We start from the raw sequence: 19892 nt of genomic DNA, 5'->3' as shown, positions 1-19892 counted from the left end.
CATGCTGATGCCCGGTGAGTGGCAACCCGAACACAAACTGTTCCCGCATCAGGTGGGTTTTACATCTCCACCTTTCGACTTTGACGCCGCACCATCGGACTTCCTGCGCATGTGCCCCGAGACCGTCGGCGTGCACGGCTGGATGCTGCACGTGCCCGACTATGTGCACGGGCTGGACCAGCGCAAACAGAACTTCGGCATGCTTGATGATTTCGTCCATTGCATGTCTCGCAACGGCGTCGATGTCTGCGGACAGGTCGGCTCAAACTGGGTGCATGCCTGCGGTCTAGGGGTCGAGGGCGTCCGGCAGCATTGCGAAGACCTCTCCGACAAGTACGGCATCCGCTTTCACATGGCTGGCTATGCGATGGTCGAGGCGCTGCGCGAGATGAATGTCGAGAAGGTCGCGCTCAACGCCGCCTATCACTGGCCGGACTGGTGGCAGGGCACGGTGGGCTTTCTGCGCGAGGCCGGATTCGACGTCCTCTGGGCGGGCAACTTTCACGATCAGGGCTGGTTCGCCAGTCAGGAAGAGGTCAACGCATACCGCTGGGTTTTCGACGGCGATCTGGCAATGAAGAGTTTCGAATATGTCGCCGAGCAAGCCCCTCAGGCCGACGCGATCCTGATTAACGGAATGTGCAACTTCCGCACGGGTCCCGACGGGTTACCGCAACGCCCGTTGCATCTGGCCGACGATCTCGAGACCGCGCTTGGCAAACCGGTGATCGGCCATGACATCGCGCTCTACTGGCGCATCTTCAAATCGCTCGGCATCGCGCCCGAGACACCACATGGGCAGCTTTTGAGGCGGCTCTAGTCACCGAAAAAGCGTGTACAAGTCGAACACTTCGCATCCGGGAGCCGGTACAAAATGCACAAAATCCTTGCCCTGTGGGCTATGCCCCGCTCAACCTCGACCGCCTTTGAATGGATGATGCGCCAGCGCGGCGATCTGGACTGTCTGCACGAACCGTTCGGCGAGGCATGGTATCAGGGCGAGGAACCGCTCTGGCATCGGTTTCAGCCCGGCGAGAAAACGACCCCCGGCCTGACCCTGGAAAGCGTCTGGGACGACATCCAGCAACGTGCCCACAAGGGGGCCGTGTTCCTCAAGGATTTTCCTCATTATATCAACCACATGTGGGACACAGAGTTTCTGTCGAACTTTACCCACGCCTTCCTGATCCGGGACCCGGCCAAGACGATAACCTCGATGTACAAGCAATGGCCGGATTTCGCCGAAGGCGAGGTCGGCTTCCCCGAACAGCGCGCCCTGTTCGATCTGCTGACCGCTCTGAACGGCGCCCCGCCCCCGGTGATCGACAGCGACGACCTGCTGGAAGACCCCCATGCCATGACCAGAAAATTCTGCGATTCCATGGACATACCCTTCATCGAAGAGGCGCTGACATGGCAGGCCGGCGGTGACCCTTCCGCCCATAGCTGGTGGGACGGCGGCTCGTTTCACGGCAATCTCGCGAAGTCCACCGGACTGGTGCCGCAGCCGCGCAGACATATCTCGATCGAAGATGCGCCCGACCGGGTCAAACAGGTGTATCGCCGGATGAAGCCGCACTACGATCACCTCTATAAACACCGCATCCAGCCGTGATTTCCACCACGACCAAACCGGAGACAAAACATGGCAGACACATTTGACGAAGACCTTTTTCTGAAAGGTCTGGAGCAGCGCAAAGGCACGTTGGGCGCTGAATATGTTGAGAAAAACCTGGCCGCCGCCGACGATTTCACCCGCCCCTTTCAGGAGGCGATGACCGCCTGGTGCTGGGGCTTTGGCTGGGGCGACGATGTGATCGAGCCCAAGACCCGCTCGATGATGAACCTCGCCATGATCGGCGCACTCGGCAAGATGCACGAATGGGAAATCCACTGCCGCGGCGCGCTGAACAACGGCGTCTCAAAGGAAGAGATCCGCGCCATCGTCCATGTGGTCGGCATCTATTGCGGCGTCCCGCAGGCACTGGAATGTTTCCGGGTGGCCCGCAAGGTTCTGGCAGAAGCCGGACAGCTTTGAGGCCATGCCGAAGGATGTTTTGAAGGCCCGCCCTCGTGGCGGGCTTTTCTTTTGGCGCCTCATGACATGTTACGAAAAAAATCGCCATCGGAAAATTCCGTTACATTTTGTCTTGCCGCGAATCGCATTCCAGCGTATTACCCGACCAAGCGGTCACTTAATGACGCCCTACGCAAGACCGGAGTTTCTGACGCATGGACGCTTTCATCTGCGACGCTCAACGCACGCCCATCGGGCGCTATGGCGGAGCCCTTTCTCAGGTGCGCACGGACGATCTGGCAGCAATGCCGCTGGCGGCCCTGAAGGAGCGTAACCCGGACGTCGATTGGGCCAGTGTCGATGACGTAATCTATGGCGATGCCAATCAGGCCGGGGAGAGCAACCGCAATGTGGCGCGCATGGCCGCCCTGCTGGCTGGCCTGCCGGTCGAAGTCCCAGGCACCACAATCAACCGGCTGTGCGCCAGCGGGATGGATGCGGTGGGCATGGCCGCCCGCGCGATCAAGGCGGGTGACTACGACATGGCCGTCGCTGGCGGCGTCGAGAGCATGTCGCGGGCACCTTTCGTGATGCCCAAAGCGACCAGCGCCTTTACCCGCGCGAACGCGGTTTATGACACCACCATCGGCTGGCGCTTTGTGAACAAGAAGATGCACGAGATGTACGGCACCGACTCGATGCCGCAGACCGCCGACAACGTGGCCGAGGATTATCAGATCAGCCGCGCCGATCAGGACGCGTTCGCCGCCCGGTCGCAGGCCCGTTGGGCGGCAGCACATGAGGCGGGCGTATTTGCCGACGAAATCACGCCAGTCACCATCCCGCAGCGCAAGGGTGAGCCCATTGTAGTGGACACCGACGAACATCCCCGCCCCGGCACCAGCGCCGAAAAGCTCTCGGGCCTCAAGGGTGTCAACGGGCCGGACAAAACGGTGACGGCGGGCAATGCCTCGGGCGTGAATGACGGCGCGGCGGCGATCCTGCTGGCGAATGCGGCGGCGGCGGCACAGAACAACCTGACCCCGATGGCTCGTGTGGTGGGCATGGCGGTGGCCGGGGTCGAGCCGCGGGTGATGGGCATCGGACCGGTGCCCGCCAGCCACAAGGTTTTGGCCCGCGCAGGTCTCAGCATCGACCAGATGGATGTGATAGAATTGAACGAAGCCTTTGCGTCGCAGGGCCTTGCGACTCTGCGCGCGCTTGGCGTGGCCGATGATGCACCCCATGTTAATCCCAACGGGGGCGCCATCGCGATCGGCCACCCGCTGGGCATGTCCGGCGCGCGACTGGTGATGACCGCCGCCTATCAGTTGAAACGCACCGGCGGGCGCTATGCGCTGTGCACCATGTGCGTTGGCGTGGGCCAGGGGGCCGCACTTATTCTCGAACGCGTGTAGAGCGCGGCCCAAAACGTGGAAACCGGTTTTTCGGTTTCCGCCGCGCGGCGTCAAAATGGGAGGAGACCCGATATGTACGCTCAGATGATCAAGACAGCAGGAACCGGCGTCAAATCCCGCGAGGAAATGACCGACCAGGAACGCGCGTTTCAGGACAAGATCGACGCCGATATCAAGATCGAGCCGCGCGACTGGATGCCCGATGACTATCGCGCCACGCTGATCCGTCAGATCGGACAGCACGCGCATTCCGAGATCGTGGGGCAGCTGCCCGAAGGCAACTGGATCACCCGCGCGCCCACATTGGAACGCAAGGCGATCCTGCTGGCCAAGGTACAGGACGAGGCGGGGCATGGCCTGTATCTCTACTGTGCTGCCGAAACACTGGGTGTCAGCCGCGACGAGATCACCGAGATGCTGCTGGACGGCCGCATGAAATACTCGTCGATCTTCAACTATCCGACGCTGAACTGGGCCGATATCGGCGCCGTGGGATGGCTGGTCGATGGTGCGGCGATCATGAACCAGGTGCCGTTGCAGCGGACATCCTATGGCCCTTATTCGCGCGCGATGATCCGCATCTGCAAAGAAGAGAGCTTTCACCAGCGTCAGGGCTATGACGCGATCCGCAAGATGGCCGAGGGCACGCCCGAGCAGCGCAAGATGGCGCAGGATGCGCTGAACCGGTTCTGGTATCCGTCGCTGATGATGTTCGGACCTTCGGACAAGGAGTCGGTGCATTCGGCGCAGTCGATGGCGTGGAAGATCAAGATCAACACCAATGACGAGCTGCGTCAGAAATTCGTCGATCAGACCGTGCCGCAGGCCGAGTATCTGGGCCTGACCATCCCCGATCCTGAGCTGAAGTGGAACGAACAGCGGGGGCACTACGATTTCAGCGAGCCGGATTGGTCCGAATTCTTCGACGTGATCAAGGGCAATGGCCCGTGCAACGTGGACCGCCTCGCCGACCGCAATAAGGCCTGGGATGACGGCAAATGGGTGCGCGACGGGTTGCTGGCCCATGCCGAGAAGAGAAAGGCCCGCAAATCCGCCGCCGCCAAAGTGGCAGCCGAGTAAAACATGGACGATCCGCTGCGCGAAGCTGCCGGTTTTTGCCACCGGAATCAGAACCCGCGCCCAGCCAGGAGGAGAACTGAGCGATGAAAAACGAATGGCCCCTGTGGGAAATCTTCATCCGCGGCCAGCATGGCATGAGCCACCGCCACGTGGGCTCGCTGCATGCGCCTGACGCCGAGATGGCGATCAAGAACGCCCGCGACGTCTATACCCGCCGCAACGAGGGCGTGTCGATCTGGGTAGTTGAGGCAAAGCATATCAGCGCCACCGCGCCGGGCGACAAGGGCCCGCTGTTCGAGCCGTCGGAATCCAAGATCTACCGTCATCCGACGTTCTTTGACATTCCCGACGAAGTGGGGGCGATGTGATGACCGCCCCGATCACACGCGATGAAGCGTTCCTGCAATTCCTGCTGCGGATGGGGGACAACACCCTGATCCTTGGCCACCGGGTCAGCGAATGGTGCGGCCACGCGCCGGTGCTGGAAGAGGACATTGCGCTGGCCAACACCGCGCTGGATCTGATCGGCCAGACCCAGATGTGGCTGGGGCTTGCGGGTGAGATCGAGGGCGGCAAGAGCGCCGACGATCTCGCCTTTCTCCGCGACGCCTGGGATTTTCGCAATGTGCTGATGGTCGAGGTGCCCAACGGCGATTTCGGCCGCACTCTGATGCGCCAGTTCCTGTTCGACGCATGGCAATCGATCATGCTGGGACGGCTGATGACATCTTCGGATGACCGCGTTGCCGCCATCGCCGAGAAGGCCAGCAAGGAGGTTTCCTACCACCTGGAACGCTCAGGCGACACCGTTGTCGGTCTGGGCGACGGCACCGAGGAGAGCCATGCCCGGATGCAGGAGGCGCTGGACTATCTCTGGCCGTATGTCGGCGAGATGTTCGCCAGCGATGCGGTGGATGCCGAGATGGCAGCAGCCGGGATCGCTCCCGACCCGGCGGGCCTGCGCGAGGAATATGACGCGCTGGTGGGCCGCGTGCTGGGCGAAGCAACGCTGACGATCCCGGAAAGCCGCTTTGCCCACAAGGGCGGGCGCGACGGGCGGATGCATACCGAGCATCTGGGCCATCTGCTGACAAGCATGCAGTGGCTGCAGCGCGCCTATCCCGGCGCAAGCTGGTAAGATCCGATGACGCGCGCCTCGATCAAACAGGTCTGGGACTGGCTCGACGCCGTTCCCGACCCCGAGATCCCGGTGATCTCGGTCGTCGATCTCGGCATCGTGCGGGATATCGCGTGGGATGAGGATACGCTGACGGTTACCGTGACGCCCACCTACTCGGGCTGCCCGGCGACCTCGGTGATCAGCTGGGATATCGAAACCGCCCTGCGCAATCACGGGATCAAGGACATTCGTCTGCAAACCCGAATCTCGCCCGCCTGGACGACGGACTGGCTGAGCGACAAGGGCCGCGCGACGCTCGAGGAATTCGGCATCGCCCCGCCCCAACCCGCGGGCGGCCCCGAGCGCTGCCCGCGCTGCGGCAGCACGGCAGTGGAAAAGGTCAGCCAGTTCGGCTCGACCCCATGCAAGGCGCATTGGCGCTGCACCGACTGCCTTGAACCTTTCGACTATTTCAAGTGCATCTGAGGAGGACCGGATGGCACGCTTTCACGATCTGGAAGTCACCGACATCCACAAGACCATCCGCGACGCGATCGTGGTGACGCTGAAGCCGATGAACGGCTCGGCCGAGGAATTCGATTTCACCCAAGGCCAGTATCTGACCTTTCGCCACAACTTCGACGGTGAGGAACTGCGCCGCTCCTATTCGATCTGCGCGGGCAAGGATGATGGCGTTCTGCAGGTGGGCATCAAGCGGGTCGATGGCGGCGCCTTTTCGACCTGGGCCAACGAGGAGTTGAAGGTCGGCGACAAGATGCAGGCCATGCCGCCGATGGGCGGCTTCTTCACCCCAATCGATCCGGAGGCCGAGAAATCCTATCTTGGTTTTGCCGGAGGGTCCGGCATCACGCCGGTCCTGTCGATCCTCAAGACCACGCTGGCACGTGAGCCCAGGTCGCAATTCACGCTGGTCTATGCCAACAAGGGCGTGAACACGATCATGTTCCGCGAGGAACTGGAGGACCTCAAGAACCTCTACATGGGCCGCCTGAACGTGATCCATATCCTTGAGACCGACGCGCAAGAGATCGACCTGTTCACCGGACTGGTAACGCAGGAGAAATGCGCGGAGCTTTTTCAGCACTGGATCGACATCGAGAATACCGATGCGGCCTTCATCTGCGGCCCCGAGCCGATGATGCTGGGCATCGCGGCGGCACTGCGCGCGCATGGGCTGGACGACAGCCAGATCAAGTTCGAGCTGTTTGCCAGTGCCCAGCCGGGCCGCGCCAGACGCAAGGCGGTTTCGGCCGAGGCGGCGACCAGCGCCAACCAGACCAAGGCGGCGATCACGCTGGACGGGGCGACCCAGACCATCACCATGCCCAAGGATCTCTCGATCCTCGACGCCGCGCTGGAAAACACCATGGACGCGCCCTATGCCTGCAAGGCCGGGGTCTGCTCGACCTGCCGCTGCAAGGTGATCGAAGGCGAGGTCGAGATGGTCGCGAACCATGCGCTTGAGGATTACGAGGTCGAGAAAGGCTATGTGCTGAGCTGCCAGGCCTTCCCACTGACCGACACAATCGTCGTCGACTACGACCAGTAAGGGGAGAGGTACAATGGCCGAAGACATGACGATCGAGAGCTATCTGGCCGCCGGTGGCGTGCTGACCAATCCCATGAACGTGCCTCCGCGCTATAGGGCCGAGTTGATGAAGCTGATGGCAACCTTCGTGGACAGCGAACTGGCCGGGGCCGCGGGCTTTGCCGACATCATCAACGAGGGGCCCGGCATCAAGGAGCGGATCGCGGCGGCGAAGATCGTGTTGGAAAAGACCGACAATGCCGACTGTGTGCTGCGTATCATGGGCGAGTTCGGCGCCAACACCGAACGCTACGCGACCCACCATCCTTGGACTGCCCGGCTGGAGCGTTCGGCGGATATCGGTGCGACCCGATCCGAGCATGACATGCGGCTGGCCGTCTTCAACTATCCGATCGAGGGCTGGGTCGATGCGGTGGTGATGAACCTGCTGATGAGCCGCGCCGTCGTCGTGCAATTGGCCGAGTTCTCGATGATCTCCTATCAGCCGCTGGCCGAGGCGTTCCGGACCATTGCGCCCATCGAGGCCCATCACGGCGAACTGGCGCTGGAAGGGGCGGTCAAGCTGGTGGAAGAGGGTCACGCAGCGGGGATGCAAGGCTCGGTCGACTACTGGTGGCCACGCGTGGCGGCCAGTTTCGGAACCGGGTCATCCAAAAAAGCAGGCAGCCTGCGTGAGATGGGGCTGCGTAAATCCTCCAACACCGAACTCCGCACCCGATGGGAAGCGGAAGCAGGAAGCCTGCTGGAAAATCTCGGCCTCAAAAAGCCCTGAGCACACGCAAACGGAGACCGGGCGGCTCCCGCCCGTCGCCCGCGCCTGCGGCGCGGCCTCCCGTTGGGCCGGGCCGCGCACGCCAAGGCGTGCGCGGCGGCATCTCATCCCAAAGACGGTGACGCCAGCGGCTCACTCTCCGCGCGGCGGGCGCGGAACGTCGAAACCAGCGCGCGGGTGACCCGCCGCTTTTGATCGCGGTCTCAGCGGGTTTTTGGGGCGGCTGATCAAACCGAATTTCAAGGCGAAAGATCGCAAGGACATGCGTTTGCGGGTCGTGCTGCGGGGTGATCTGCTCAGCACCGTCCCACCGGTTCGGTTGAACTCATAGACGTCGATCACTTTCTCGGCGCAGCCGCAGGCCTCGCCCAGACCGACCTTGGTGTAATAGAACTTCTCAAAGCTTTCCGGTCTTTGCATCGCACACCTCCCTGCCCTCATGAAGCCAAAGGCCACCCGGCTCGACAAGCCTATTGCGACCGGCTCAGCCGAATGTGAGAGCTGCGGCGCCTAAAGCCCCGGCACCCCGTGCAGGGTCAAGTTGCTGACCATCCGCGCATATTCCTCGCGCGCATCGGACCCCGCGCCGGAATTCCACATGTAATACCAGTTCAGCATCCCGAAGACTGACATTGTGGCCGAGCGCAGCTTGACCGCGTCGCCCCGGAACACATCCGGCGCAATCTCGGCGATGATGCCACTGAGGAACTCCACCATGTCGCGCTGATAGCTGCGCAGCAGTTTCTGCTGATCTTCCGGCAGGGCGGACATGCCGCTGGTCTGCACCCGGTGCTCGTCATCGACCCCCTGGTAGGCCAGCAGGATCTCGGCCACCACCTTGTGCAGCCGTTCCGCCGCGCTGAGCCCGTCCATCTCGATGCCGCAGATCAGGTCGCGCAGCTCGCGCAGGTAGGTCTCGAGGATGTCGAACAGGATCGCATCCTTGCTGTCGTAATAGTGGTAGATATTGGCCTTCGAGATCCCGCACTCGCGCGCAAGCTGGGTCATCGACGCGCGGTCGAACCCTTCGCGGGCAAAGACGCGCGCGGCGGATTTCAGGATCTGCGCGCGCTTCTGGTCATGGTCTTTGGCAATCGTACGGGCCAAACCTCACTCCTTATCCCGGTTGTCGACAACGCGCTTGGCCTTGCCCTGAGAGCGCTCGACATCGCCGGGCTCCCCTACAACAATCTCGGTGGAAACGCCAACGATGTCCTTGATCCGCTTGGTCAACATGCGGGCGGCGGCGGTCTTGCTGAGCTCATCCGCCGCATCCGGCATCGCCTCGACATAGACCCGCATCGCGTCCATCCGGCCCGCCTTGTAAAGCTCGATCTGATAGTGCGGGGCCAGGCCACCGGTGGCCATCACCTGTTCCTCGACCTGGCTGGGGAAGACGTTGACGCCGCGCAGGATGATCATGTCGTCAGAACGGCCGGTGATCTTCTCCATCCGCCGCATCGACCGCGCTGTGCCCGGCAGCAGCCGGGTCAGGTCGCGGGTGCGGTAGCGGATCATTGGCAGGCCTTCCTTGGTGAGCGTGGTGAACACCAGCTCACCCATCTCGCCATCGGGCAGCACCTCACCCGTCTGCGGATCGATAATCTCGGGGTAGAAATGATCCTCCCAGATCACCGGGCCGTCCTTGGTCTCGACGCATTCGTTGGCGACGCCCGGGCCCATGATCTCGCTGAGGCCGTAGATATCCACGGCGTGCATGTCGAAGGCCTGTTCGACCTCTTTGCGCATTGCGTCGGTCCAGGGTTCGGCCCCGAACACGCCCACCGACAGAGAGCTTTCGCGCGGGTCCATGCCAACCTTGTGGTACTGCTCGAGTATGTTGAGCATGTAGGACGGGGTCACCATGATCCCGTCGGGCCTGAAATCGGTGATCAGGCCCACTTGTTTCTCGGTCTGCCCGCCACTCATGGGCACCACGGTGGCACCCAGACGTTCGATCCCGTAATGGGCGCCCAGACCGCCGGTGAACAGGCCGTAGCCATAGGCGTTGTGGATCATGTCGCCCCTGCGCAGGCCGCTGGCGCGCAAGGAGCGGGCCACCAGATCGGCCCAGTTGCTGATGTCGCCCGCCGTATAACCCACCACAGTCGGCTTGCCGGTGGTGCCCGAGGAGGCATGCAGACGCATGATCTGCTCGCGCGGAACGGCGAACAGACCGAACGGGTAGTTGTCACGCAGGTCGTTCTTGTAGGTGAACGGGAATTTCGCCAGATCGCTCAGGGATTGCAGGTCGTCGGGATGCACCCCGGCCTCATCACAGCGCTGCCTGTACATCGGCACGTTGTCATAGGCATGGCGCAGCGACCATTTCAGCCGGTCCAGCTGCAGGACGCGAATCTCGTCGATCGAGGCAATCTCGATCGGGTCCAGATCGGCTTTGTTCGGGGTCAGGTCCTTCATTGAGTCCTCCTCGCCTTATTCCTCGTCAAACAGGGTGCCGTTGATCGCGCGGGAAAAGCCCCGGAATTCGGCGATCTTTTGGCCGTCCTGATTGGTGACTGTCACGTCGTAAATCCCGCTGCGCCCGGTCAGGCTCAGCTCGGTGGCGTTTGCGGTCAGCCGGTCGCCGAGCCGCCCAGGCGCGACGAAGCTGATCACGTTGTGCTGGGCAACCGTGGACTGGTTGCGGCTGTTGCAGGCAAAGGCAAAGGCGCTGTCGGCAAGCATGAAGCTGACCCCGCCATGGCAGATGCCGTGCCCGTTGCAGTGATGCGCCTCGACCGTCATTTCCAGCGTCGCGGTGCCCTCGTCGATATGGGTAATCTCCATCCCCGCCCATTTCGAGGCATTATCCTCCGCCCACATGGCGGCCGCGGCTTTTTCGGCGCGTTCCTTCGGTGTCATGATCACCTGCCCTGAAATTTCGGCGCGCGTTTTTCGAGGAAGGCGGTGACGCCCTCGGCATAATCCGCGCTTTCACCGCAGGTTTTCATCGCATCCGCCTCGAGTTCAAGGTGATCCGTCAGCGTATTGACCGCCGCCGCCTGAATGGACTGTTTGGTCAAGCCCAGACCCAGCGTCGGGCCATTGGCAAACTGCTCGGCCATCGCGCGGGCCTCAGTCATCAGTAGATCGTTGGGCAGCGCCTTCCAGATCAGGCCCCAGTCCTCGGCCTGTTTCGCGGACAGCGGCTGCGCGGTCAGGGCGAGCCCCTTGGCGCGGGCCTCGCCCAGTAGGCGCGGCAGGTGCCAGCTGCCGCCGGTGTCGGGGATCAGGCCGACCTTGGAAAAGGACTGGATGAACTTGGCGGATTCGGCGGCCAGCACGATGTCACAGGCCAGAGCGATGTTGGCCCCGGCCCCGGCGGCCACACCGTTTACCGCGCAGATGACAGGAAAGTTCAGCGAACGGATCAGGCGCACCAGCGGCGCGTAGAATGTGCGCACCGTTTCACCCAGATCCGTTGGGCCATCCATCTTCGACGGATCGCGGTCGCCCAGATCCTGCCCGGCGCAAAACCCCCTGCCCGCCCCGGTCAGCAGCACCGCACGGGCGCCGGTGTCGCGCGCATTCTCAAGCGCGGCGCGCAGGGCGTAATGCATCTCGTCGGTGAAACTGTTCAGACGATCCGGGCGGTTCAGCGTGATTTCCACCCAATTTCCATGGTCCTGCGCAAGAATCGTATCGCTCATCGCCGCCCCGCTTTGCAGATGTTTCGACAAATATCTTGCATTAACCGAACGGTTGGTCAATAAATTTCTTGAATGTGACGATTCTCCGGATTGAGAAAGGCAAGGCATGGCGCAGAGCCCGGTCGTAACGGTGACGCAGGACGGTGACATCGCGTGGGTCGAGATCGACAACCCGCCGGTCAACGCGACATCCACTGCGGTGCGGGCCGGGCTGGCGCAAGCCGTGGCCGAGGTTCAGGGCGCCAGGGTTGCGATCCTGACCTGCGCGGGGCGGACCTTTGTTGCCGGAGGTGATATGTCCGAGTTCGACCGCCCGGCGGAAGAGCCGCATCTGCCGGATGTGGTGCAGTTGATCGAGGACAGCGACACGCCGTTTGTGGCGGCGATGCATGGCTCGGTACTGGGCGGCGGGTTCGAGATTGCCATGGGCTGCGCCTGGCGGATCGCGACTCCGGACACCAAATTTGGCCTTCCGGAAGTCAATGTGGGCCTGATCCCCGGCGCCGGCGGCACCCAGCGGGCGCCGCGCCTGATCGGGATGCAGGCGGCCATCGACATGGCGTGTTCGGGCCAGATCTTGGATGCCGACCGGATGCTGGCGTTGGGGGGCATCGACAAGGTGGTCTCGGGAGACCTGAAAGTGGCGGCCCGGGCCTTTGCCGCCGACCTGCCCCCGCGCCCGGCCAAGGTAAGGGACCGCGAGGCCGTTGCACTGGACCCCGAAGCCAATGCGGCAGCCGTGGCAAGCCTGAAAAAGCGCGCGAAAGGGCAACAATCACCGCTCTTGAACCTTGAAGCACTGCAATGGGCCGCTCTGCCCTTTGCCGAAGGCCAGTCCAAGGAACGCGCCCGCCATCTGGAGCTGCGCCAGTCCCCTGAAAGCAACGCGCTGCGCTATGCGTTTTTTGCCGAGCGCGCTGTGAGCAAACCCAAGGCGATTGAGGGGGTCACGCCCCGCGATCTGCATCATGTTGCCATCGTCGGCGGAGGCCTGATGGGTGCGGGCATCGCCATGGCCTGCCTGACCGGCGGTCTGCACGTGACCCTGATCGAGCGCGATGCCGAGGCCGCCTCAGCCGCCCAAGACCGTGTTGCGGGGCTGATTGAGGGCGGCGTGAAACGAGGCAAGATTTCGGAAGCGAAACAGGCCGACATGCTGGCTTGTCTGGTCACCACGGGCAGCTATTCTGACGCGGCACAGGCCGATCTGGCCATTGAGGCGGTGTTCGAAGACCTCGACGTAAAAAAAGCCGTCTTCGCCCAACTGGCCAAAGTCATGTCCGAGGATGCGATCCTTGCCACCAACACCTCTTACCTCGACCCGACGCTGATCTTCGACGGCATCCCGAACCCGTCTCGCTGCCTCGGCCTACACTTCTTCAGCCCCGCGCATGTGATGAAGCTGCTGGAGATCGTGCAGGCCCCAGATACATCGCCCGAAGTGCTGGCGACCGGCTTCGCGCTTGGCAAACGCCTGCGCAAGGTCTCGGTCCTCTCGGGCATCTGCGACGGGTTCATCGGCAATCGAATACTAGCCGCCTATCGGCGCGAGGCCGAGTATCTGCTGGCCGACGGTGCCCTGCCGCATGAGGTCGATGCCGCCATGCGGGCGCAGGGCCTGACCATGGGGCCATTCGAGTTGCAGGACCTGACCGGGCTGCAGATCGCTTGGGCCAACCGAAAACGGCAGGCCGCCACCCGTGATCCGAAGGAGCGCTATGAGCGCATCGCCGACACGCTGTGCGAAATGGACCGGCTGGGCCAGCACGCCGGCAAGGGATGGTACACATACAAAGACGGCTCACGCAGCCCGGAACGTGATCCGGAGGTGGAGCGGCTGATCGAGGATTATTCCGCCCAACGCGGCATCCGCCGACGCAGCTATACCGCGCAGGAGATCTCCGACCGCCTGCTGGCGGTGCTCGCCAACGAAGGCGCCCGTATCGTGCAGGAGGGAATCGCCGAACGAGCAGAGGATGTGGATATGGTGAAGCTCCATGGCTATGGATTTCCACGCTGGCGCGGCGGGCCGATGCATCTGGCCGCCGAGACGGGCTGGGAAAAGACGCAGAAGATCATGCAGATGGTCGCTGATGAAAGCCCTGATTCCTGGGTCATCGCGGCCCAACCCGAAAACCCTTAACCTGTTGATGGTTACAAAAAGGACCATTAACGCATTCTTGACTCACGTTTCTCAGGGAGGAGACAGACCCATGAAATTCACCAAGTTGAGCACCCTTCTGGCCTCAGCGGCGCTGGCCGTGTCGGGCACTGTGGCGCTGGCGGCGGATTACACGCTGACCATTTCCAGCTGGGCACCGCCGACCCACGGCATCAACGCCAAGATGTGGCCCAAATTCGTCGAGATGGTCGAAGCGGCCACCGACGGCAAAGTGACCGCCGAGCTGAAGCTGGGCATCGCCCCGCCGCCCGCGCAGATGGACCTGATCCAGGACGGCGCGGCCGATGCCTCGATCATCTTCCACGGCTACCAGCCGGGCCGCTTCGTCACCACCAAGCTGATCGAACTGCCCGGCTACGAAGGCTCGGCCGAAGCTGCCTCGGTCGCCTATTGGCGCGCCTATGAGAAATACCTGAGCGAGGCCAACGAGCATCGCGGCGTCAAGCTGATCGCGCTCCATACTCATGGCCCGGCACAGCTGCATTCCAGCGCCTCGGTGACCGATCTGGGCCAGATCTCCGGCCTCAAGGTCCGCATCCCCGGCGGTGTCGGCGGTGATGTCGGCACGGCTCTGGGCGCCACCGGTATTCAGGTGCCAGCCCCCAAGGTCTATGAAACGCTGGCCTCGAAGGCCGCCGATGGCGTCGTGATGCCGTTCGAATCCCGCAAGGGCTTCAAGCTGACCGAGGTGGCGCAGAACGTCTATGAAATGCCGGGCGGCCTCTATCGTGGCTCCTTCGCCTTCATCATGAACGAGGACACCTTTGCCGACCTGCCCGCCGACCTTCAGGCCGCGCTGGACGAGAAGGTGTTCGGTGAGCCGCTGAGCCGCGAGATCGGCAAGATCTGGGACGAGATCGACGCCATTGGCCGTGAGGCCACCGAAGGCGCCGACGGCAACGCGATCAACGCGGCCTCGGACGCGGACCTTGAGGCATTCGGCACCATCGCGGCGGATGTCCGTGAAAAGGTCATTGCCGAAGTCACGGACGCAGGCGTCGACGCCCAAGCCGCCTATGACATGATCAAGTCGGAAATGGCCGCCAACTAAGCCATCGCCAGCGGGGCGGCCCAGTTCGCCGCCCCGCAACCAGCCCCGTGGGAGGAACCCCATGACATCCCTCATCCAGCTCATCCGCCGCGCCAGCGCGCTGCCGGTCATCGTGGCAAGTGTCGCGCTGTTCATCCTGATGGTGATGACGTTCTGCGACGTGATCCTGCGGTCGGTGTTCAATTCGCCCATCGAGGCAGCGACCGAACTGACCCGCATCCTGATGGCGATCCTGGTGTTTTCGGTGCTGCCGATCATCTCGGTCACCAATGGTCAGATCGCGGTGGACCTGACCGATGGCATCTTCAACCGCCTGCGCCTGAGCCGGTTGCGGGACGGGATCATCTATGTGGCGAGCGGAGTGATGCTCATTTGGCCGATCCAGCGGGTCTGGGTTCTGGCCGAACGTGCGCGTGACTATGGGGATGTCACCGAGTACCTCTCGATCCCCACCTATCTGGTGGGCTGGTTCATTACCTTCTCGGTGGCGGTCACTGCACTCGCCATGGTGATCACCGGCCTGCTGCACCTCTTTGCCCCCAGCCTGCTTGCGGAGCCCGCGAAATGACCGCCGCCCTGATCGGATTTGCCCTTGTTCTGGTTCTGGTGCTGGTGCGCCTGCCCATCGTCTTTGCAATGGGCCTGGTGGGTACGCTGGGGTTCGCCTATGAGCGCGGCGGCTCGATTTTCTCGGAACGCGGTCTCAAGGCCGCCATGTCGATGGTGGGCCGCCAGATCACCGACACCGCACAGGATTACGGCCTGTCGGTGGTGCCCCTCTTCATTCTGATGGGGTTGTTCGTGAACAAGGGCGGCATGGCACGTGAGCTTTATGCCGTATCGAACGCGTTTCTCGGCCACCTGCGCGGCGGTATCGCCATGGCAACGGTCGCGGCCTGTGGCGGGTTCTCAGCCATCTGCGGCTCGTCTCTGGCCACAGCGGCCACCATGTCCAAGGTCGCCATGCCGCAGATGCGCCGCTATGGCTATTCGGACGAACTGTCCACCGCCTCCATCGCCGCCGGCGGCACGCTGGGCATCCTGATCCCGCCCTCGGTGATCCTGGTGATCTACGGCCTGCTGACTGAAACCTCGATCGGCAAACTGTTCATGGCAGGCATCATCCCGGGCCTTCTGGGCATCCTGTTCTACCTCTTTGCCGTCCGTTGGACGGTGTGGCGCAACCCCGAGGCAGGACCCGCTGGCGAGCGCTCCGGCTGGGGCGAGCGGTTCAAGGCGCTAGGATCGGTCTGGGCCGTGCTCCTGCTGTTCTTTCTGGTGATCGGCGGGCTCTACGGTGCCTTCGATTTCCACCCGCTGAACCTGACCTTCTCGCCGACCGAAGCGGCGGGCATGGGTGCCGCTGGTGCCTTCCTGATCGCGCTTTTTCGGGGTGGGCTGACCGTCGGCTCCACCTTCGATGTGCTGAAGGAAACCAGTTTTACAGCCGCCGCCCTGTTCTCGGTTTTGATCGGCGCGCAGGTGTTTTCTAACTTCATCAACCTCGCCGGTCTGCCCGAGGCGCTGATCGCCATGGTTACGGCCTACGAGGTCGCGCCTTTCATGGTGATCCTGATGATCCTCGGCATCTACATCATCCTTGGCTGTGTGTTCGAATCGCTGTCGATGCTGCTGCTGACGGTGCCGATCTTCTTCCCGCTGGTGACCTCGTTGGGCTACGATCCGATCTGGTTCGGCATCGTGGTGGTGGTGGTGACCGAGATCTCGCTGATCACCCCGCCCGTGGGCCTGAACGTGTTCATTCTCAAGGGGGTTGTGGGCGATGTCTCGACCGGCACCATTTTCCGAGGCGTAACCCCGTTCTGGGTTGCCGACATCTTCCGGCTGGCCCTGATCGTTCTGGTGCCCATCGTGGTGCTTTATTTGCCGCAACAGATGGGCGCGCTGGGACACTAAGCAGTTCGCGGCCGGGGCAATCGCTCCGGCCGTTTGTTTTTCAGACCTTGTATACAGATTTATTGACCGATCGTTCGGTTAATTATATGATAACACAAAAGCCGCTGCTACCGGCGTGACAGGAACAGGAGAGCCCGATGACGCTACAACAGATTTCCAGCTTTGCCGCCGGTAAGTGGATCGCGCCCGGCTCTGGTGCCCGCACCATCGCCTCGGCCATCACCGGTGAGCCCATCGCCACTGCCGGAAACGACGCGCTGGACGTACAGGCCATGCTGGACTTCGCCCGCAACACCGGCGGCCCGGCTCTGCGCCGGATGACCTTTCACGAACGCGCCAAGATGCTCAAGGCGCTGGCCCAGATGCTCGGCTCCCGAAAACAGGCGCTCTACGATCTGAGTTTCGACACCGGCGCCACCCAGAGCGATCATCTGATCGACATCGACGGCGGCATCGGCACCATGTTCGTCTTTGCCTCGAAGGGCCGTCGTGAGATGCCCGACGGCCAGGTCTATCTGGACGGCGATGTCGAGCAGCTGTCGCGCAACGGCACGTTCCTGGGCCAGCATGTCTGCACACCGCTGCAAGGCGTGGCGGTGCATATCAACGCCTTCAATTTCCCGGTCTGGGGGATGCTGGAAAAGCTGGCCCCCACCCTGCTGGCAGGAGTTCCGGCCATCGTGAAACCGGCAACCAACAGCTGCTACGTCACCGAACTGGCGGTGAAGATCATGCTCGACAGCGGCCTCCTGCCCGCAGGCGCGTTGCAACTGGTTTCGGGCGGTCTGGGCGACATGCTGGACCGGCTCACCTGTCAGGATGTGGTCAGCTTCACCGGCTCAGCGGACACCGCGCTGAAGCTGCGGCAAAGCCCTGTGATCCTGCAGAACTCGGTACGCTTCGTGGCCGAACAGGACAGCCTGAACGCCTCGATCCTCGGCCCCGACGCCGATCCCGGCACACCAGAGTTCGATCTCTTCGTCAAAGAGGTCGCCCGCGAAATGACCACCAAAGCGGGTCAGAAATGCACGGCCATCCGCCGCATCATCGCGCCGCAAGCGCGGATCGAGGCGGTGATCGAAGCGCTTTCCGCCCGTCTCGCCAAAACCGTCATCGGCGATCCGCGGCTGGAAACCACCCTCATGGGCGCGCTGGTCTCGAACGGGCAAAAGGTGGATGTGCTGGCCAAGGCCGATATCATCGGGCAGGAGGCCGAGCGGGTGTTTGGCGACCCCAACAATTTCGACGTGCAGGGCGCCGACAGCGCCAAGGGCGCTTTCGTGCCGCCGATACTGTTTCACTGCGCCGACCCTGACAGCGCCCAACGCGTGCATGACACCGAAGCCTTCGGCCCGGTCTCGACCATCATGGGCTACCGTGATCTGGATCACGCCATCGTCCTCGCCAATCGCGGGCAGGGCTCACTGGTCACATCGCTGATCACCCACGACCCGAACACCGCGCGGCAGGTAGTGCTGGGCGCGGGCGCCTATCACGGGCGGATCTACATCAACAACCGCGACTCGATGAAGGAATCGACGGGCCACGGCTCCCCGCTTCCGCATATGGTCCATGGCGGTCCGGGTCGCGCAGGTGGCGGCGAGGAAATGGGCGGCGTGCGCGGCGTGAAACACTACATGCAGCGCACCGCCATACAGGGCTCGCCCGAAATGCTGGCCTGCATCGGCGGGACATGGGTGCCCGGTGCGGCTGAGATCACAGGCCCCGCCCACCCCTTCACCCACAAGTTCGGTGAGCTTTCGATCGGAGAAACGCTCCACACCGCGCCCCGCACCGTCACCATGGATGACATCGAACACTTCGCCCATTTCACCGGCGACACATTCTATGCCCATATGGATGAGGACGCTGCCAAACGAAACCCGTTCTTCCCCGGCCGCGTGGCACATGGTTACCTGTTGCTCAGCTTTGCCGCCGGCCTCTTCGTCGAACCGAACGAAGGCCCGGTGCTGGCCAATACCGGCCTCGACGGGCTGCGCTTCATGAAACCGGTCGGCGCCGGTGACAGCATCAAGGTCCGCCTGACGGTCAAAAAGAAAACCCGCCGCACCGACGAATACGGAGAAGTGCGCTGGCACGTGACGCTGACGAATCAGAACGACGAAATGGTGGCGGAATACGAGTTGCTGACCATGAACGCCTACTAGGCATCGACCCATCCGCTGGCGCCCCTCTCCCCTCGGGGTGAGGGCCGGGGGAAGGGGTTCACACAGGAATCTGTTTTTCATATCCGTCACACGGCCTTAGACTGGGTTCATGACCCAAAACGACGCGTGGTTCGAAACGGCCGTTACCGAACTGATTGACCCGCAAAACCAACGGGTCTGGTCGATCATCGTCTCACTGTTCGGCGATCTGGCGCAGGAGCGCGGCGCCCAGCTCTCAGGCGGTGCCGTGACCCGCATCATCGAGCCGATGGGCATCAAGCCCGAGGCGATCCGCGTGGCCCTGCACCGGCTGCGCAAGGATGGATGGATCGAAAGCGCGCGCAGCGGGCGGGCCTCCATGCACTTTCTGACCGATTATGGCCGCGCACAATCGGCGCAGGTCACCCCCCGCATCTACGCGCGCGAGCCTGAGATTGCACAGGATTGGCACCTGCTGATCGCCGAGGACGGGCCGGGCATCCGCACGCTGGACGACCTGATGCTGACCAAGCCCTACACTCCCATTGGCCGCGCCGTCGCCTTGGGGGCGGGTCCGTTGCCCGCCGATTGTGAAGATCTGGCCGCCTTCGAGGTAACCGCCCGCGCGGCACCCGCTTGGCTGCAATCCCGACTCTGCCCACCTGATCTGATCGCCGCCTGCACCAGCCTGCACGACGCTGCGCAGCGGGTGCGCAGAACCCGTCCCGCAGACTGGCAGCCAACGCCACTGCAAATCGCCACGTTGCGCACCCTGATCGTCCACCGCTGGCGCCGCGTCGTGCTGCGCCATCCCGACCTGCCTGAGGTGTTTTATCCCGACGATTGGACCGGCGAACTGTGCCGGGCCGAAGTCTTCCGCCTGCTCGATACGCTGCCTTTCACCGGTCCCGCCGAGGTAAATGCCGCTGTCTGATATTCGCCGGTCGAGGTTAGAATTGCCTAGC

The 19892-nt window shown here is 62.8% G+C and carries 21 protein-coding genes; 16 read left to right on the top strand and 5 right to left on the bottom strand.

Going from position 1 to position 19892, the window contains the following annotated elements; all coding sequences use genetic code 11:
- The first annotated feature begins 1 nt into the window (after nt 1).
- The 10 genes from AB3N21_RS00730 to AB3N21_RS00685 all read left to right on the top strand — a co-directional run bounded on the left by AB3N21_RS00730 (nt 2) and on the right by AB3N21_RS00685 (nt 7977).
- Nucleotides 2–820 carry a hypothetical protein gene (locus tag AB3N21_RS00730; RefSeq protein ID WP_367933408.1) on the top strand — a complete coding sequence of 273 codons (819 nt, stop codon included), beginning with the start codon at nt 2–4 and terminating at the stop codon, nt 818–820.
- Between the two features lie 54 nt (nt 821–874).
- Nucleotides 875–1615: a sulfotransferase family protein gene (locus tag AB3N21_RS00725; RefSeq protein ID WP_367933407.1), complete on the top strand. Its 741-nt coding sequence runs from the start codon at nt 875–877 to the stop codon at nt 1613–1615.
- 30 nt (nt 1616–1645) lie between these two features.
- Nucleotides 1646–2038, top strand: coding sequence for a carboxymuconolactone decarboxylase family protein (locus AB3N21_RS00720; RefSeq protein ID WP_171176964.1), 393 nt, complete (start codon nt 1646–1648; stop codon nt 2036–2038).
- Nucleotides 2039–2232: 194 nt separating this feature from the next.
- Nucleotides 2233–3435 carry a 3-oxoadipyl-CoA thiolase gene (gene pcaF / locus AB3N21_RS00715; RefSeq protein WP_367933406.1) on the top strand — a complete coding sequence of 401 codons (1203 nt, stop codon included), beginning with the start codon at nt 2233–2235 and terminating at the stop codon, nt 3433–3435.
- 72 nt (nt 3436–3507) lie between these two features.
- Nucleotides 3508–4515: a 1,2-phenylacetyl-CoA epoxidase subunit PaaA gene (gene paaA / locus AB3N21_RS00710; protein WP_367933405.1), complete on the top strand. Its 1008-nt coding sequence runs from the start codon at nt 3508–3510 to the stop codon at nt 4513–4515.
- An 83-nt stretch (nt 4516–4598) separates the two neighbouring features.
- Nucleotides 4599–4883, top strand: coding sequence for a 1,2-phenylacetyl-CoA epoxidase subunit PaaB (gene paaB, locus AB3N21_RS00705; RefSeq protein WP_171176970.1), 285 nt, complete (start codon nt 4599–4601; stop codon nt 4881–4883).
- Nucleotides 4883–5653, top strand: coding sequence for a 1,2-phenylacetyl-CoA epoxidase subunit PaaC (gene paaC, locus AB3N21_RS00700; RefSeq protein ID WP_367933404.1), 771 nt, complete (start codon nt 4883–4885; stop codon nt 5651–5653). Before paaB ends, paaC begins: the two co-directional genes overlap by 1 nt.
- 6 nt (nt 5654–5659) lie before the next feature.
- Complete coding sequence (gene paaD / locus AB3N21_RS00695) at nt 5660–6121, top strand: 1,2-phenylacetyl-CoA epoxidase subunit PaaD (RefSeq protein ID WP_367933403.1); 462 nt, start codon at nt 5660–5662, stop codon at nt 6119–6121.
- Nucleotides 6122–6131: 10 nt separating this feature from the next.
- The gene (locus tag AB3N21_RS00690; protein ID WP_367933402.1) at nt 6132–7205 is read left to right on the top strand and encodes a 2Fe-2S iron-sulfur cluster-binding protein; all 1074 of its coding nucleotides are present in this window, start codon (nt 6132–6134) and stop codon (nt 7203–7205) included.
- Nucleotides 7206–7218: 13 nt separating this feature from the next.
- On the top strand, nt 7219–7977 hold the full coding sequence (locus AB3N21_RS00685; RefSeq protein ID WP_367933401.1) for a Phenylacetic acid catabolic protein: 759 nt from the start codon (nt 7219–7221) through the stop codon (nt 7975–7977).
- A 132-nt stretch (nt 7978–8109) separates the two neighbouring features.
- On the opposite strand, the gene AB3N21_RS00680 is transcribed toward AB3N21_RS00685, so the two are convergent.
- The 5 genes from AB3N21_RS00680 to paaG form a co-directional block, all read right to left on the bottom strand.
- A complete protein-coding gene (locus tag AB3N21_RS00680) occupies nt 8110–8397 on the bottom strand; it encodes a hypothetical protein (RefSeq protein ID WP_367933400.1) in 288 nt (95 codons plus the stop codon).
- A gap of 90 nt (nt 8398–8487) precedes the next feature.
- A complete protein-coding gene (locus AB3N21_RS00675) occupies nt 8488–9084 on the bottom strand; it encodes a TetR/AcrR family transcriptional regulator (RefSeq protein ID WP_367933399.1) in 597 nt (198 codons plus the stop codon).
- 3 nt (nt 9085–9087) lie between these two features.
- Nucleotides 9088–10398: a phenylacetate--CoA ligase PaaK gene (paaK, locus tag AB3N21_RS00670; protein ID WP_367933398.1), complete on the bottom strand. Its 1311-nt coding sequence runs from the start codon at nt 10396–10398 to the stop codon at nt 9088–9090.
- A 15-nt stretch (nt 10399–10413) separates the two neighbouring features.
- Complete coding sequence (gene paaI, locus AB3N21_RS00665) at nt 10414–10842, bottom strand: hydroxyphenylacetyl-CoA thioesterase PaaI (protein ID WP_367933397.1); 429 nt, start codon at nt 10840–10842, stop codon at nt 10414–10416.
- Nucleotides 10843–10844: 2 nt separating this feature from the next.
- Nucleotides 10845–11630, bottom strand: coding sequence for a 2-(1,2-epoxy-1,2-dihydrophenyl)acetyl-CoA isomerase PaaG (gene paaG / locus AB3N21_RS00660; RefSeq protein ID WP_367933396.1), 786 nt, complete (start codon nt 11628–11630; stop codon nt 10845–10847).
- Nucleotides 11631–11736: 106 nt separating this feature from the next.
- Between paaG and AB3N21_RS00655 the strand changes: the two genes are divergently transcribed.
- The 6 genes from AB3N21_RS00655 to AB3N21_RS00630 all read left to right on the top strand — a co-directional run bounded on the left by AB3N21_RS00655 (nt 11737) and on the right by AB3N21_RS00630 (nt 19861).
- Nucleotides 11737–13773: an FAD-dependent oxidoreductase gene (locus AB3N21_RS00655; protein ID WP_367933395.1), complete on the top strand. Its 2037-nt coding sequence runs from the start codon at nt 11737–11739 to the stop codon at nt 13771–13773.
- Nucleotides 13774–13843: 70 nt separating this feature from the next.
- Nucleotides 13844–14863, top strand: a complete 1020-nt coding sequence (locus AB3N21_RS00650) for a TRAP transporter substrate-binding protein (RefSeq protein ID WP_367933394.1) — start codon at nt 13844–13846, stop codon at nt 14861–14863.
- A gap of 61 nt (nt 14864–14924) precedes the next feature.
- Nucleotides 14925–15431: a TRAP transporter small permease gene (locus AB3N21_RS00645; protein ID WP_171176993.1), complete on the top strand. Its 507-nt coding sequence runs from the start codon at nt 14925–14927 to the stop codon at nt 15429–15431.
- Nucleotides 15428–16780 carry a TRAP transporter large permease gene (locus tag AB3N21_RS00640; RefSeq protein WP_367933393.1) on the top strand — a complete coding sequence of 451 codons (1353 nt, stop codon included), beginning with the start codon at nt 15428–15430 and terminating at the stop codon, nt 16778–16780. Before AB3N21_RS00645 ends, AB3N21_RS00640 begins: the two co-directional genes overlap by 4 nt.
- 137 nt (nt 16781–16917) lie before the next feature.
- Entirely contained in the window at nt 16918–18948 is a 2031-nt protein-coding gene (gene paaZ, locus AB3N21_RS00635; protein WP_367933392.1) for a phenylacetic acid degradation bifunctional protein PaaZ, read from the top strand.
- 109 nt (nt 18949–19057) lie between these two features.
- Complete coding sequence (locus AB3N21_RS00630) at nt 19058–19861, top strand: PaaX family transcriptional regulator C-terminal domain-containing protein (RefSeq protein WP_367933391.1); 804 nt, start codon at nt 19058–19060, stop codon at nt 19859–19861.
- The last annotated feature ends 31 nt before the right edge of the window (nt 19862–19892 follow it).

Source organism: Ruegeria sp. (assembly GCF_040830605.1).
In the GTDB taxonomy this organism is placed as follows: Bacteria; Pseudomonadota; Alphaproteobacteria; order Rhodobacterales; family Rhodobacteraceae; genus Ruegeria.
Note: the sequence above shows the minus strand (reverse complement) of the source record. Positions and strands in the feature narration are given on the sequence as shown.